Origin of the sequence: Streptomyces sp. NBC_01176, assembly GCF_045039825.1 — a bacterium.
GTDB lineage: Bacteria > Actinomycetota > Actinomycetes > Streptomycetales > Streptomycetaceae > Streptomyces.
The window spans coordinates 4,095,960-4,109,832 of the sequence record NZ_CP108600.1 but is presented as its reverse complement, the minus strand read 5'-3'; the positions used below and the strand labels follow the sequence as shown (position 1 = coordinate 4,109,832).

Here is a 13,873-nt window from a genome sequence, read left to right as displayed (position 1 = left end):
CCATGAGCGGGGCGACGGTTCCCGGATCCGGTGGACCGTCTCGGTCAGCGCCCCTGGCCGACAGCCAGCCCCACCCGGTGCGCGTACCGCGGCAGGTCCCGCGTACCGGTGCCCGCCCACCCCACGTAGCCGTCGGGTCGGACGAGGAAGACGCCGGTCCCGTACCGGTCGTACGACGCGATCCGGACGGTGCGGACGCCCGGGAGCGGCGGCAGTTCCCCCTCGGTGCCGACGGCCAGCAGTGTCCAGTGCGGTCCCCGGAACACGTCGAAGAGGCGTACGCCCTCCACGGTTCCGTCGGGCGCGCGGTCGCCCGCCCACAGGGCCTTCTCCGGCAGATCCACGCGGGTCTCCACCGCGAGGGAGGAGCCGCGGTAGCCGAGGCCGAGCTGGCGGGTCGCCGCGCCGCGCCGGGCCTCGCCGCGGTGCACCCGGGTCGACAGGCCCAGCATGTCGGCGGCGACGGGCAGCCGTTCCTCCTCGTAGGTGTCGAGGAGCGACTCCGCAGCCGCGCCGCTCAGCACCGCGCCGAGCTTCCAGCCGAGGTTGTAGGCGTCCTGGACGCTGGTGTTGAGGCCCTGGCCGCCGGCCGGTGAGTGCATGTGCGCCGAGTCCCCGGCGAGGAAGACCCGCCCGGCGCGGAAGCGGTCCGCCAGCGCGGTGCGCGGCCGGAAGTCCGAGGCCCAACGCACCTCGGTCACGGACTCGGGGGAGAGGTGGGAGCGCTCGGCGACGGTCCCGCGGATGCCGTCGAGGGAGAGGTCGACGTCCGTGCCCTCCGGGAACTGCGCCACGACCTGGAAGTCCTCCGTGCCGGCGAGCGGGCAGATCGCGAGGAAGCCGCCGGTGTCCTCGCGGGGCGGGAAGACATGCCAGTTGTCGCGGTCGAGGCCGGTGATCCGTACGTCCGAGACCAGCATCGGGTGGGGATCGACGGTCTCCCCGGTCATGGCGATGCCGAGCGCGCGCCGCACCGCGGAGCGGCCGCCGTCGGCGGCGACGACGTACCGGGCGCGGACCGGTGCGCCCGAGGCGAACTCCACGCTCACCCCGTCCTCGTCCTGCGCGACCGCGACGACCTCGCGGCCGAAGGCGACCCGCCCCCCGGACTCCTCCAGCCGCGCGAAGAGGATCTCCTGCGTACGCCACTGCGGCACCATCCACGGCGCGGTGTACGGCGAGTCGTCGCTCGCCTCGGCCGGGTCGAACATCAGGTGCTCGCCGGCCCGGCGGCCGTCCTGCCAGATCATCCCGACCGGGTAGTCGCCGCCCGCCGCGCGGATCGCGCCGAGGACGCCGAGGTCGTCGAAGACCTCCATCGTGCGCGGCTGGATGCCCTTGCCGCGGGAGCCGGGGAACAGACCGTCGGCCCGCTCCACGACGAGGGCGTCCACCCCGCGCCTGGCCAGGTCGACGCCGAGGGCGAGACCGGTCGGACCGGCGCCGACGACGAGTACGTCCACGTCCACGAGCCCCTCCTTAACGCTGTTAAGTTCCATGCCGCGAGCATGCCCTTAACGGCGTTAAACTGTCAAGCGTGGCTACCCAGAGACCCCAGCGATCCCCCAAGCTGGACAAGAAGCAGATCGTCGACACCGCCCTGCGGCTGCTCAACGGGACGGGCCTGGACGGCCTCACCCTCCGGGCCATCGCCAAGGAGCTGAACGTCCAGGCGCCCGCGCTCTACTGGCACTTCCGGAACAAGCAGGAGCTGCTCGACGAGATGGCCACGGAGATGTACCGGCGGATGGTCGAGGACGCCGGGGCGGCTCCGGGCGACGGCTGGCGGGAGCGGCTGCTCACCGCCAACCGCGGACTGCGCGCGGCGCTGCTCGGCTACCGCGACGGCGCGAAGGTCTTCAGCGGCTCACGCTTCACCGGCACACTGCACGCCGTGGAGATGGAGCGGACGCTGACGCTCTTCACCCAGGCGGGATTCACCCTTACCCAGGCGGTCCGCGCGACGTCCACCACGTACCTGTACACGATCGGCTTCGTCACCGAGGAGCAGGGCGTCCAGCCCCTGCCGGGCGAGCGCCGCGAGGGCTACGACGTGACGGAACGCGCCCGCCGCATGGCCGACTTCCCCCTGTCGGCCGCGGCGGGCGCGGAGATCTTCGAGGACTACGGCCGGCACTTCGAGGAAGGGCTGGCCCTGGTGATCGCGGGCATCGGGGCGCGCTACGGGATCGGCTGAGCGGGGCGGCCCCGGCGGTCCGACCGGTGCGGCACCGACCGGTTGGGGCACGGGGCCCGGCCGGGTCAGCGTGTCGCCGCGCGCCGGGCGGTGCGCGCGCTGCGGAGGGCGCGGGTGAGCACCGGCGGCAGCAGGTCGGCGGCGATCCGCCGGGTGCGGGTGCGGCGCGCGGCCGGCCGGGAGTGCGCGGACGCCGCTCCCGACGGACGCCCGGAGGCGTCCTCGGTTTCCGCGGCGCCGGGGCTGTCCATGCCGTACCGGGAGACCGGGAAGGGCGGGGCCTGCATGTTCTTGGACTTGAGCCGGACGATGCGGTGGCCGGCCGCGTGCTGCACGCTGAGGTGGCAGTCGTCCCGCTCCCGCACCGCGGCGAGCAGTTCCTCCTGGACCGCCTCGGGATCGTCCCAGGTTCCGTACAGCTTCTGCGTGCTGAGACAGATGGGGTGCAGGCCCCGGTTGAGCACGGCCTCCCAGGCGGCTATGGAGACACCGGGCGTGTGCTCGGAACGGAAGTCGTCCAGGACGACGATGCCGCCGGGCAGCAGTGCGTCGCGGGCGGCGCCGATGTCCCCGTGGACGTGCTCGTACAGGTGTGAGGCGTCGATGTGGACGAACCGGCAGGACCGGGGTTCGACCTCGGCCGGGACGAGTGAACTCGGGCCCGGCAGGACACGGGGCAGTTCGTCGTGGAAGGAGAGGTAGTTCTCCTCGAACACCTTCCGGGTGAGCGCGCTGTAGGACTTCGTCGACTCCGCCTGGTTGGCGCCGTCCGGGGCGTCGCCCTCGAAGAGGTCGCACACCGTGTACCGCTCACCCTGACGCAGATGGTCCCCGAGGAAGATCGCACTCTTGCCCATGTACACGCCGACCTCCAGCAGGTCGCCGGTCGTTCCGGCGGACTCCTGCCGGTCCAGGAACCACTTGAAGAGCATCTGGTCGAGAACGGGGAACCACCCGGGGACGTCGTCGAGGCGGCGGGGCGGTCGGATCGTGTCTGGTGCGGCAGTCATGAGAGAAAGCGCTCCCTTGTGCGGACGAGGCGAACGAGCGCCCCGGAACCTATGGGACGCCTATGGCTCGGTCAAGAACTATGCGGCGCCTGCCCGTGGCGCTTCTCCCGAATCTGCGGCCAGATGAACACCCGGCCAATTTCCGCTTTATCGAGGGCCTTATCCGGGTGACCGGAGCGGATTCCTACGGTCGCGGCTTCGACAGTGCGGTACGCAGCTTCGGCGTGAGCCAGTTCTCCACGTAGCGGTTGAGCAGCCAGGCCAGCAGCAGCATCGTCGCGACGGTCAGCGGGAGGGTGCCGTACGAGGGGATGTGCAGGGTGCGGTGGTAGGCCTTGATGACGACCCAGCCCAGGTGCTCGTGGACCAGGTAGAAGGGGTACGTCAGGGCGCCCGCGACCGTGAGCCAGCGCCAGTTCGCCCAGTTCAGGTAGCCCAGGGCGATCGCGCCGACGGCGAGGTAGCCGAGCGTGACGACCAGGACGATGCCGTACGAGCTGCGGTAGGAGAAGAACTCCGGGTTCGGCGCGTGCCACAGGCGGGCCACCGCGTAGTGCTGGCCGATCAGCCAGCTCACGCCCACGATGCCCCAGGCGTACGCGTCACGCCGGTTGCGATGCAGGAGGTAGAGGCCGACGCCGCCGATGAAGAACGGGGCGTACTCCGGCATCAGGACGGTGTTCAGGAGGGGTTCGTTCGCCGTCTGGGCGATCGCCGCCGCCAGGGTCCAGCCCGCGCAGAAGAGGATGACGCGCTGACGGTTGGCACCCGGCAGGACGATGCAGAGCGCGAAGAGCGCGTAGAACCGGACCTCCGCCCACAGCGTCCAGCAGACGCCCAGCACCCGGTCCACCCCCAGCGGCTGCTGGAGCATCGTCAGGTTCAGCAGGGCGTCGCTCGGCCCGACCGTCTTGTACGCGACCACCGGCAGCGCGAACACGGCCGTCACGATGATCACCGCTGCCCAGTAGGCGGGCAGCAGCCGGGACGCGCGGGACGCGAAGAACGACCGGAGCGGCCGGCCCCAGCCGCTCATGCAGATCACGAAGCCGCTGATCACGAAGAAGATCTGGACGCCGAGGCAGCCGTACGCGAAGTACGAGTGCAGGCTGGGGAACTGGTGTCGCGGGGAGGTGCCCCAGGCCTGTGTGACCTCGCCGTCGCGGCCCCCGTAGTGGTACGCCGCCACCATCAGCGCGGCGATCAGCCGCAGTCCGTCCAGGGCGCGCAGACGGGACTCCCGGGGCTTCGCGCGCGACGGCGGGCGGGTGTCGGGCGCCGGGAGGACGGCGCGGATCGCCGGACCCTCGGACGTCACGCGCGTGTCCTGGGGGGTGTTGGTCACGGAATTCCTCTTCGCGGGCGGTTCATGCTGACGGGTTACACCCAGCACGCTAGTCCGATTCACGGGAAGCATCCGATTGACCAAGTGACGATTCCCCGTACGGACGCCATGAGTTCACCCGCCCGTCGCTTCAGGTTCCCTCTTTCTCCGGCCGCCCCCAATTCACCGACAAGGGCCGGTTCGGCGCAGAGGGCGAACTCGTTCGACGGTGAATGGATCACCTCGCCGACCGGGGAATGCGGAACGGGCGTGGGGGCCGGTTCGTCATGAACCGGCCCCCACGCCCGTGGGAACCCCTGGGGGGACGCTCAGCGCCGTACGGCCCGGCGCAGACTGCGCGCCCGGCGCGCGACACGGCGGACCGTGGCGTTGCGCGGCAGGAAGGCCAGCTGGGCCGGGACCGCGCCGGGCAGCGCCAGCGAGGTGAGGCGCTTGCGCTTGAAGTACCGCCAGGTGTGGGTGTTCAGGTGCTGCGTCAGATAGCGCTCGGCGGCCGGGCGCAGGTCCGGCAGGATCTTCGGCTGCATCGCGTAGCCCACCGCCCGTACGAGCCCGGTCAGGGCCTCCGTGGTCATGCCCACGCGCTGTTCGGCGACGGCCGCCTTGTCGGTCAGCTCCGGCAGCAGGGCGTCCACGATCGTGACCGGGACGCGGTTGCTGTTCTCGTAGGGCACCAGACGGTCCAGCAGCGTGTCGGTGCCGATGCGGGCGACGGGCAGGCCGTAGAGCGCGGACGCGGTGAGCAGCGCGGTGGAGAAGCAGCCGACGACGAGCGCGGGACGCATGCGCTGGTACAGGACCTCGGCGAGGACGGGTGTGTCGAGCACCGTCAGCTCGACGTCGAGCTTCCCGGCCTCCTTCTCCAGGACGCGCGACCAGCGGGCCGGCGCCGTGGGGTGCGGCTTGAACACGACCCGGGTGTGGCCGAGCGCGACGGCGCCCTTGAGCATCCGTACGTGCAGGTCCTCCTCCTGCTCGGCGGTGAGGATGCCGAGCGCGGAGAGGTACTGGCCGAGCAGCAGCGCGGGCTCGTCGATGAGCGGGAGTTCGTCGCCGGTGTCGACGAGCTCGGCGAGCACCTTCGAGAACGCGTCCGTGGGCACGATCTCGGGTTCGACACCGAACTCGGTCAGCAGCAGCGGCGTCAGACCGGGGACCAGGTCCAGGTGGAGCAGGCGGGTCACCCGGGTGCCGACCAGCGGGTCGATCTTGTTGCGGGTGGGTCCGTAGCTCATCAGACCGTCCGCGTACACGGTGACGGGCGCGCCGGTGAAGATCTGGGCGAGGCCGAGCGCGGGGTTGACCTGGATCGACTCGACGGCCAGCTCGATGTCGTCGTCGCCGAGGTTCCAGGCCAGCCGCAGATGCCGCTCCCACAGGGGCGTGTCGTCGAGGCGCGGGGCCCAGCCGCCGGGGTGGAACGGCGTGATCGTCTCGTTCCACGACAGCACGTCGTCGAAGCGGCCGCGCAGCCGGCCGAAGCCGGGCATCTCGTCCACGGCGGGTGTCGTCTCGGGCGTCGCCGCGTTGTTGGAGACGAGCAGGATGCGCCGGTCGGCGGGGCCGAAGCAGTCGGCGTCCAGGGCCGCGGCGAGCGTCGCGGTCCCGTACAGCGTGGACGCCATGAAGATCTGGGTCGTCACGCTGCCACCCCTGTGCCCGCGGTGGGACGGCGGCGCAGCCGGCGCAGCCGGGTGGCCCGCTGGACGTCCATCGAATCGAGTGCCTCGTCGAGCACGTCCTGAGGCATGCGCTGCAGTGCCGCCGCACTCATCGACTTCAGTTTCCGCGCCACGGGCGGCTCGAACCTTTCCATGGATCCCAGATGGTGGGAAATAATCGCGCAGTACGTGCGCACGGCCTTGGGCAGCAGTCTCGACGCGTCGGGATCCTCGGCGGTCTCCGCCACGACCTGGTCGAACGCGCGGATGAAGTCGAGCTGGCGCACGTCCCCGATCTGGGTGAGGGAGGAGGCGACACCACGTCGGTAGAACACGCCGAGCAGGCTCACCGCGGCGAAGGACTCGGCCTCGCGGTGCAGTTTCCAGATCCACGGACGGTCCTCGGCCGTACGCAGTCCGTGGGTGAAGTGCAGCAGTCCGCGGTCGACCAGACGGCGGTGGTAGATGCCCGCCCAGGCGTACGCGTAGTCGACGGAGGTGGAGCGGTCGGAGGGCAGTATGGCGTCCCGGGGGTTCATCACGACGCCCCGGCGGCCGTGCGGGACCCGGTGGATGGTGCGGGCCCGCGCGGTGCACTGGACATGGTCCGTACGGACGAAGTCGCAGCCCAGGTCCTCGATCGCGGTGACGAGTTGCTCGTAGTAGCCGGGGGCGAGCCAGTCGTCCCCGTCGAGGAACGTGAGGTATTCGCCGCGCGCGGCGTCGATGCCCGTGTTGCGCGCGGTCGCCAGCCCTCCGTTCTTCTCATGTCTGACATGCACCGCGCCCGGGAGCTCGCGCTCCGCGCGCGCGAGAATCTCCGGTGTCTCGTCGCTCGAACAATCGTCGACGAGAATGAATTCGAAGTCCTCGCGCACGTTCGCACGCAGGCTCTTCAGGGTGTCGGGTGCGTATTGCTGCACGTTGTAGAACGGCACGATGACGGAGAGCTTGACCACCCACGTGACGTTAGGGGGCGGTCCGGCATTCGTCTTGGCCGTTGGTGAGATGTCAGGTGAACGACGCGTGGCGAAGCCGTGAACCAGGCTGATTTCTGGATGGTTCGCGGCCTGATTCGCCATTCGTCGATGTGCTGTTAACCGTTTGTTGCATTCAGGTTGGGCCGTTACTCGGAATGGCTTCCTAGCGTCTTGGACGTGCCAGCAAGTACCAGGAAGTCCCTGCGGGTCGCCGTTCTCGCGGATTCCGACACACGGTGGAAATGGGGTTCGCTCACCGCGAACCGCGTATCTACCACTGAAACGTCCAATACGGACATTCAGGAGTCGGACCTCCGCCTCGACGGCTATCTCCTGCGTGGCCGTGCCACTCCCACCGCCCGCCAGCTCGAAGAGGTCGGCGTCCGCGCGGATTCCCTCCGCGAAGTGACCGCCGTCGAATTCCTGCGCGCCATGGAGCGGGAGCGGTACGACGTCCTGGTCCTCGCCCTCGTCGGCGGCGCCGTCCAGGCGGTCCTGCACGGCCTGGCCCACCTCTGGGACGGGAGCACGGAGCGGCCCGTGGTCGTCACCGGCTATGTCGGTGTCGTCTACGAGAAGCTCGCCGACGGCCTGCTGCTGCGGCACGGCGCGGACCTCGTCCTCGCCAACTCGCGCCAGGACGCGGACCGCTTCCGGGACGTGTACGAGGGAGTGGGCGCCGACGCCTCGTCCGTGACCGAGGTGGCGCTGCCCTTCCTCGGCGGGGCCGCCTACAGCAAGAACGACCCGTACACGGTCGTCTTCGCCGCCCAGCCCTCCGTACCGGAGAGCCGCAAGGACCGTACGTACCTGCTGGACCGGCTGATCGCCCACGCCCGCCTGCACCCCGACCGCGAGGTGCTGCTGAAGCTGCGCTCCAAGCCGGGCGAGCACACCACGCACATCGAGGAGCTGCCCTACCAGAAGCTGGCGCAGAAGACCGATCTGCCCGCCAACTTCCGCCTGGTGTACGGACACATGGGCGACGTGCTCGACCGCACCGACCTGCTGGTCACCATCAGCTCCACGGCGGCCCTGGAGTCCCTGCACCGCCGTATCCCCACCGTCGTCCTCAGCGACCTCGGGGTGCGCGAGTCGCTCGGCAACCACCACTTCGTGGGCTCCGGCTGCCTCGCCTCCTGGGACCAGCTCGACGCCGGACACCAGCCGGCCCCCGATCCGGCGTGGGTGGCCCGGCAGGGCGTGGCCGCCGACGGCTCGTACGAGACGGCCTTCGACGAGGCACGCACCCGCATCGCCGAACTGCTCGCGGGCCCCGGGCTGCCGCCCCTGACCCCCTACTACACACCGGTCACCGCGCCCGGCTACCTCCCCGGGATCCTCGCCCGCCACCACCTGGCCCCGGACGGCAGCCCGCTGCCCGGCGCCCCCACGGCCGACAAGGAGCCCAGCCCCGTACGGCAGATCGTGCGCCGGGCGGCCCGCGGTGCCTACCGCCACGGAGTGCAGCGCGTGGCTCCGGTGATCCGGCGGATGGGGGAGCTGTGACCGCCGCCGATCCCTCCAGCCTTCCTCGTCAAGGAGAACAGCGCATGACCAACTCGGAAGCGGGCCGACCGGCGCCGGTGCGCCGCGTGCTCGCGGTGATCCCCGCGCGCGGCGGCTCCAAGGGCGTCCCCGCGAAGAACCTCCTCCCGGTCGGCGGGGTACCGCTGGTGGCCCGCGCGGTGCGCGAGTGCCGCGCCGCCCGCCTGGTGACGGACGTCGTCGTCTCCACCGACGACCAGGCCATCGCGGCCGCCGCCCGCCAGGCCGGTGCCGAGGTCGTCCTGCGCCCCGCCGCCATCGCCGGTGACACCGCCACCTCCGAGGCCGCCGTCCTGCACGCCATGGACGCCCACGAGGGGCTGCACGGCTCCCCGGTCGACGTGGTGCTGCTCGTCCAGTGCACCAGCCCGTTCATCGTCCGCGAGGACGTGGACGGCGTCGTGAACGCGATCGTCGCGAACGGCGCGGACACGGCGCTGACCGTGGCCCCCTTCCACGGCTTCGTGTGGCGCGACGGCGACGACGAGCCCGCCGTCCCGGTGGCCGCCGACGCCGAGCGTGCCGCCGTCGCGGGCGGCACCGACACCCTGGTCACGGACACCGGTACCAGCGGCGGCTACGGCATCAACCACGACAAGTCCTTCCGGCCGCGCCGGCAGGACCGCCCCCAGGACCTCCTGGAGACCGGTGCCGTCTACGCCATGGAGGCCGACGGCTTCCGTGTCGCGAAGCACCGCTTCTTCGGCCGCACCGAACTCGTGCGCACCGACCCGGCCCGTGTGCTGGAGATCGACGACCCGCACGACCTCGCCCGCGCCCGCGCCCTCGCGCCGCTCTTCGACGCGAACCGCCCCGGCGCCCTCCCGACCGCCGCCGACATCGACGCGGTCGTCCTCGACTTCGACGGCACCCAGACCGACGACAGGGTGCTGATCGACTCCGACGGACGGGAGTTCGTCTCCGTGCACCGCGGGGACGGACTCGGTATCGCCGCCCTCCGCAAGAGCGGACTGACGATGCTGATCCTGTCCACGGAACAGAACCCGGTCGTCGCCGCCCGGGCCCGGAAGCTCAAGATCCCGGTCCTGCACGGCATCGACCGGAAAGACCTCGCGCTGAAGCAGTGGTGCGAGGAGCAGGGCATCGCGCCTGAGCGCGTGCTCTACGTCGGCAACGACGTCAACGACCTCCCGTGCTTCGCCCTCGTGGGCTGGCCCGTGGCGGTCGCGAGCGCCCACGACGTCGTGCGCGGCGCCGCACGCGCGGTCACCACCGTCCCCGGCGGCGACGGCGCGATCCGAGAGATCGCCAGCTGGATCCTCGGCCCTTCTCTCGACTCCCTCGACAAGTAAGGAACGTCTCACCATGAGCAACTCCCGTCTGCGCACCTTCGGTTCGAAGACCGCCGGCCCCGGCCAGCCCGTCTACGTCGTCGGCGAGATCGGCATCAACCACAACGGCGAGCTCGAGAACGCCTTCAAGCTGATCGACGCCGCCGCCGAGGCCGGCTGCGACGCCGTCAAGTTCCAGAAGCGCACCCCGGAGATCTGCACCCCGCGCGACCAGTGGGACATCGAGCGCGACACCCCCTGGGGCCGCATGACCTACATCGACTACCGCCACCGTGTGGAGTTCGGTGAGGACGAGTACCGCCAGATCGACGAGTACGCCAAGAGCAAGAACATCGACTGGTTCGCCTCCCCGTGGGACACCGAGGCCGTCGCCTTCCTGGAGAAGTTCGACGTCCCGGCCCACAAGGTCGCCTCCGCGTCGCTGACCGACGACGAGCTGCTCCGCGCCCTGCGCGCCACCGGCCGCACGGTCATCCTCTCCACCGGCATGTCGACGCCGAAGCAGATCCGCCACGCGGTCGAGGTCCTCGGCAGCGACAACATCCTGATGTGCCACGCCACGTCGACCTACCCGGCGCAGGCCGAGGAGCTCAACCTCCGCGTCATCAACACCCTCCAGGCCGAGTACCCGAACGTTCCGATCGGCTACTCCGGTCACGAGACGGGCCTGCAGACCACGCTCGCCGCGGTCGCCCTCGGCGCCACCTTCGTCGAGCGTCACATCACCCTGGACCGCGCGATGTGGGGCTCCGACCAGGCCGCCTCCGTCGAGCCGCAGGGCCTCACCCGCCTCGTCCGCGACATCCGCACCATCGAGGCCTCCCTCGGTGACGGTGTCAAGAAGGTCTACGAGTCCGAGCTCGGCCCGATGAAGAAGCTGCGCCGCGTCACCGGCGTCGTCGCCGAGTCGGAGATCGCCGCCGCCGCGGGCGAGCCGGTCTCGGTCTGAACGCCCTGATTTCCTTACGACGGGACGGTCGTACGCCGATGAGCCCCCGCGCCGGTACCTCCGGCCCCCACACGCTGGCCTTCGTCGAGAGCCCGGTACAGCTCCTGAACGTGCTGGAGTGGGCGCATGCCCACGCCCCGCACGCGACGGAGGCCGGCGACCGGGCACCCGGCGCGGGACCGGACGGTTCGTCCGTCCGGCCCGCCGGCGCGGGGCTCACCCTCGTCGTCCTCTCGCCCAACGACCCGATGACCCGGGGCCAGTTGCGTCGCATGGCCGAACTGGCCCGCGACGAGGGTCACGAGGTCCGCTGGGAGGAGGCGCGCGGTGGCACCACGGCGCCCTTCCACACGATCGGCGGTCTGGCACCGCTGCTGCGCAGGGCCCACCGCATCGTCATGGGAGACCCGTTCTCCCGTTACGTGCAGCTCCTGCTGACGATCACGAAGGCACGCGACCTCGTGGTCGTGGACGACGGCACGGCCACGATGGAGTTCGTCGCCCAGCTGGCCCGCGGTGAACGGCTGGTGCGCTGGCACCGGCGCGGTGGCCGTCCCGGCGCCCGCGACGTGCTGTTCGCCCCGATCTCGTCGTCGGCCCGCCGCCGGCTCACCCCGAGCGAGGGACGGCGGGTGGAGGTCTTCTCCTCCATGCCGATCGACTCGGCGCCGGACGGCGTCACCATCACCGCCAACGACTTCTCCTGGACCCGCGCCCGCTTCGGCCCGCCCCGGATCACCAAGGGCGCGGACCTGGTCGGCACCTCCCTGGTCGAGACGGGTGTGGTGGACCCCGACCGCTATCTGGAGGCGGTCCGTTCCCTCGCCAAGGCCCATGGCGCGACCCGCTACTTCGCCCACCGCCGCGAGAGCACCGACAAGCTCCACCGGCTGGCCGTCGAGACGGGACTGGAGATCGTCCGCCCCGACCTCCCCCTCGAACTCATCGCCCGCCGCGGCCCCATCGGCCGCACGATCCTGAGTTTCCCCTCGACCGTCGTGCACACGCTGCCGCTGGCGCTGGTGGGCACCGACGTCCGGGTCGCCGTCTGCGACATCGACCCGGCCTGGCTGACGGAGACGGCTTCGCCACGCGCCCAGGGGTTCCTGTCGGGAGTGACCGGCACGGCCCGGGACGTGCACCGGCTGTCCTCCGTCGCGACGGCGTAGAGAACCGGCGCCGCGCGTGGTGCGTGGCACCCGTGCGGTGACCGTTCACGGTCCGGGCCTCGCTGGCCCGGGCCGGTCCGATCGACCCCTGGCACCGCGAGGTACCGCCTCCCCGCAGGCCTCGCGCGCCCGCGACACCCGGCGGACGGCGAGCACCGTCCCCCTCCCACCGTGCCCCTTCCCTCGACGCCCGGCCACTCCCGGTGGAGGCCGGCCGGATTCCGCCCCGAACGCCCCGCCCAGGATCTGGGCGGGGCGTTCGGCGTTGAGCGGGTGACCGGCGGTCGACGGGACGAGGGGTCCTTTCATCGGTGGCCGGGTCTTCCGGTACCAGCTGACGGCCGGCGTCGTCGTCCTCGCCATCATGGCGGAGGCCGCCCGTGTCTCCCGGCAGTGCGCGTTCTTCCTCGCCGAGCAGGGCACCCCCGCGGCATCGTCGAACACGGCCTCCTCGAACACATCTTCGGCACCCCTGCGGGTCAGCGCACGGCGGACTATGTGGCGCACCGCTTCGGCTGACATCCTCAGCCGTCATGGAGACCAGGCGCCGTACCCTTCCCACCGCGCTCGCGAAGACGCCCGCCCTGAGCGCGGTCACGCCCGCGGCGGCCACCGAACAGGCCTCGAACACGGCTCTGTACGCCAACCCCGCCTGGACGGAGGGCACGGACTGGGCCCGCCGCTCCCGACGTCACCCGGTCGACGACCGGAGCACGACGGACGGCGCCCCTTCCATCCGCTCCACGGTCATCGCCCCGCACGGCGGCGGCATCGAAGGGGGCACCTCGGAACTCTGCCTGGCGACAGCCGGTTACCACCCCGCCGACCTCTCACCCACCCCGCCCGCCGGACCGGTCCACGACTTCTGGATGTTCGAAGGGCTGATGAGAAGCGGTAACGGCGACCTGCACGTCACCTCCACCGACTGCGACGACACGATCGCCCGCTCCCTGTGCGCGGGCAGCCTCAACGTCCTCTCCCTCCACGGCTGCAGGCCGGAGCAGGCGGGCCTGGAACCCGGTGCCGCGGCCGTCCTCGTAGGCGGCCTCAACCCCGTCTTCCGCCAGTACCTGACGGAGGAGTTCACCGCGGCCGGCATCCGCGCGGTGACGGCTTCGGGCGAGCAGGAGATAGCGGGCATCGCCCCGGACAACATCTGCAACCGCACCCTCCTCGGCATGGGCGCCCAGCTGGAGATGACCACGGCCCTGCGCGCCGCGATGTTCGCCGACGGCAAGAACACCCTCGCCGACCGCGCGGCCAACCTCCTCCCGTTCTTCTGGACCTTCGTCGACGCGACCCGCAGGGCCATCGACCGGGTGGAGGCGGGGCAGGCGGTGCGGAGCCAGCGGTGTCGCGCGTGAGTTGTTAGGGTCACCAGTGCGAATAGGCGAGTTGACGGACTGACGCGACCGAGGACACCGTGCGCATCCGCGAAGTGACGCCACCCCCGCCACCCACTGGGAATGGCACGCCCGCTTCCCCGAACTCGCCCAGTTCCTCGGCGGCTGGTTCTCCCAGGACATGCCGGACGAGTTCCCCGACCATGACGTCGCCGTCGACGACTACCGGTCCTCCGCCTCCCCGCAGCTCGTGGTCCGGCGGAACCGAAGGACGCACCGTCGCGATCAGGATCCTCATCGCCGGCCGTACGGCTGTCTGACACGGGACGGCGCGGTGCGGGGGATCAGAAGCCCGAGG

11 protein-coding genes and 1 pseudogene are annotated in these 13,873 nt (G+C 71.1%); 7 read left to right on the top strand and 5 right to left on the bottom strand.

Going from position 1 to position 13,873, the window contains the following annotated elements; all coding sequences use genetic code 11:
* Positions 1 to 44: 44 nt before the first annotated feature.
* Positions 45 to 1,469 (bottom strand): FAD-dependent oxidoreductase, encoded by a 1,425-nt coding sequence (locus OG199_RS17540; protein WP_405830209.1) that lies wholly within the window; start codon positions 1,467 to 1,469, stop codon positions 45 to 47.
* Positions 1,470 to 1,537: 68 nt separating this feature from the next.
* Between OG199_RS17540 and OG199_RS17535 the strand changes: the two genes are divergently transcribed.
* Entirely contained in the window at positions 1,538 to 2,197 is a 660-nt protein-coding gene (locus tag OG199_RS17535; protein WP_356797231.1) for a TetR/AcrR family transcriptional regulator, read from the top strand.
* Positions 2,198 to 2,262: 65 nt separating this feature from the next.
* Here OG199_RS17535 and OG199_RS17530 read toward each other — a convergent pair whose 3' ends face one another.
* The 4 genes from OG199_RS17530 to OG199_RS17515 all read right to left on the bottom strand — a co-directional run bounded on the left by OG199_RS17530 (position 2,263) and on the right by OG199_RS17515 (position 7,172).
* Positions 2,263 to 3,207 (bottom strand): class I SAM-dependent methyltransferase, encoded by a 945-nt coding sequence (locus OG199_RS17530; protein WP_356797229.1) that lies wholly within the window; start codon positions 3,205 to 3,207, stop codon positions 2,263 to 2,265.
* A 184-nt stretch (positions 3,208 to 3,391) separates the two neighbouring features.
* Positions 3,392 to 4,552 (bottom strand): acyltransferase family protein, encoded by a 1,161-nt coding sequence (locus OG199_RS17525; RefSeq protein ID WP_405830207.1) that lies wholly within the window; start codon positions 4,550 to 4,552, stop codon positions 3,392 to 3,394.
* 308 nt (positions 4,553 to 4,860) lie between these two features.
* A complete protein-coding gene (locus tag OG199_RS17520) occupies positions 4,861 to 6,195 on the bottom strand; it encodes a polysialyltransferase family glycosyltransferase (RefSeq protein ID WP_356797227.1) in 1,335 nt (444 codons plus the stop codon).
* Positions 6,192 to 7,172: a glycosyltransferase family 2 protein gene (locus OG199_RS17515; protein ID WP_356797225.1), complete on the bottom strand. Its 981-nt coding sequence runs from the start codon at positions 7,170 to 7,172 to the stop codon at positions 6,192 to 6,194. The genes OG199_RS17520 and OG199_RS17515 overlap by 4 nt, the downstream gene beginning before the upstream one ends.
* Positions 7,173 to 7,370: 198 nt before the next feature.
* Here OG199_RS17515 and OG199_RS17510 point away from each other — a divergent pair, with 198 nt between their 5' ends.
* From OG199_RS17510 to OG199_RS17485, 6 genes and pseudogenes are all read left to right on the top strand, one after another.
* A complete protein-coding gene (locus OG199_RS17510) occupies positions 7,371 to 8,702 on the top strand; it encodes a DUF6716 putative glycosyltransferase (protein WP_356797223.1) in 1,332 nt (443 codons plus the stop codon).
* 44 nt (positions 8,703 to 8,746) lie between these two features.
* Positions 8,747 to 10,054, top strand: a complete 1,308-nt coding sequence (locus OG199_RS17505; RefSeq protein ID WP_356797221.1) for an N-acylneuraminate cytidylyltransferase — start codon at positions 8,747 to 8,749, stop codon at positions 10,052 to 10,054.
* 13 nt (positions 10,055 to 10,067) lie between these two features.
* A complete protein-coding gene (locus OG199_RS17500; protein WP_266700987.1) occupies positions 10,068 to 11,003 on the top strand; it encodes an N-acetylneuraminate synthase family protein in 936 nt (311 codons plus the stop codon).
* 38 nt (positions 11,004 to 11,041) lie between these two features.
* On the top strand, positions 11,042 to 12,172 hold the full coding sequence (locus OG199_RS17495; RefSeq protein WP_405830203.1) for a hypothetical protein: 1,131 nt from the start codon (positions 11,042 to 11,044) through the stop codon (positions 12,170 to 12,172).
* A 533-nt stretch (positions 12,173 to 12,705) separates the two neighbouring features.
* Positions 12,706 to 13,536, top strand: coding sequence for a poly-gamma-glutamate hydrolase family protein (locus OG199_RS17490; RefSeq protein ID WP_405830201.1), 831 nt, complete (start codon positions 12,706 to 12,708; stop codon positions 13,534 to 13,536).
* Positions 13,537 to 13,615: 79 nt separating this feature from the next.
* A pseudogene (locus tag OG199_RS17485) lies at positions 13,616 to 13,774 on the top strand (contact-dependent growth inhibition system immunity protein); the annotation flags it as partial.
* Between the last annotated feature and the right edge of the window lie 99 nt (positions 13,775 to 13,873).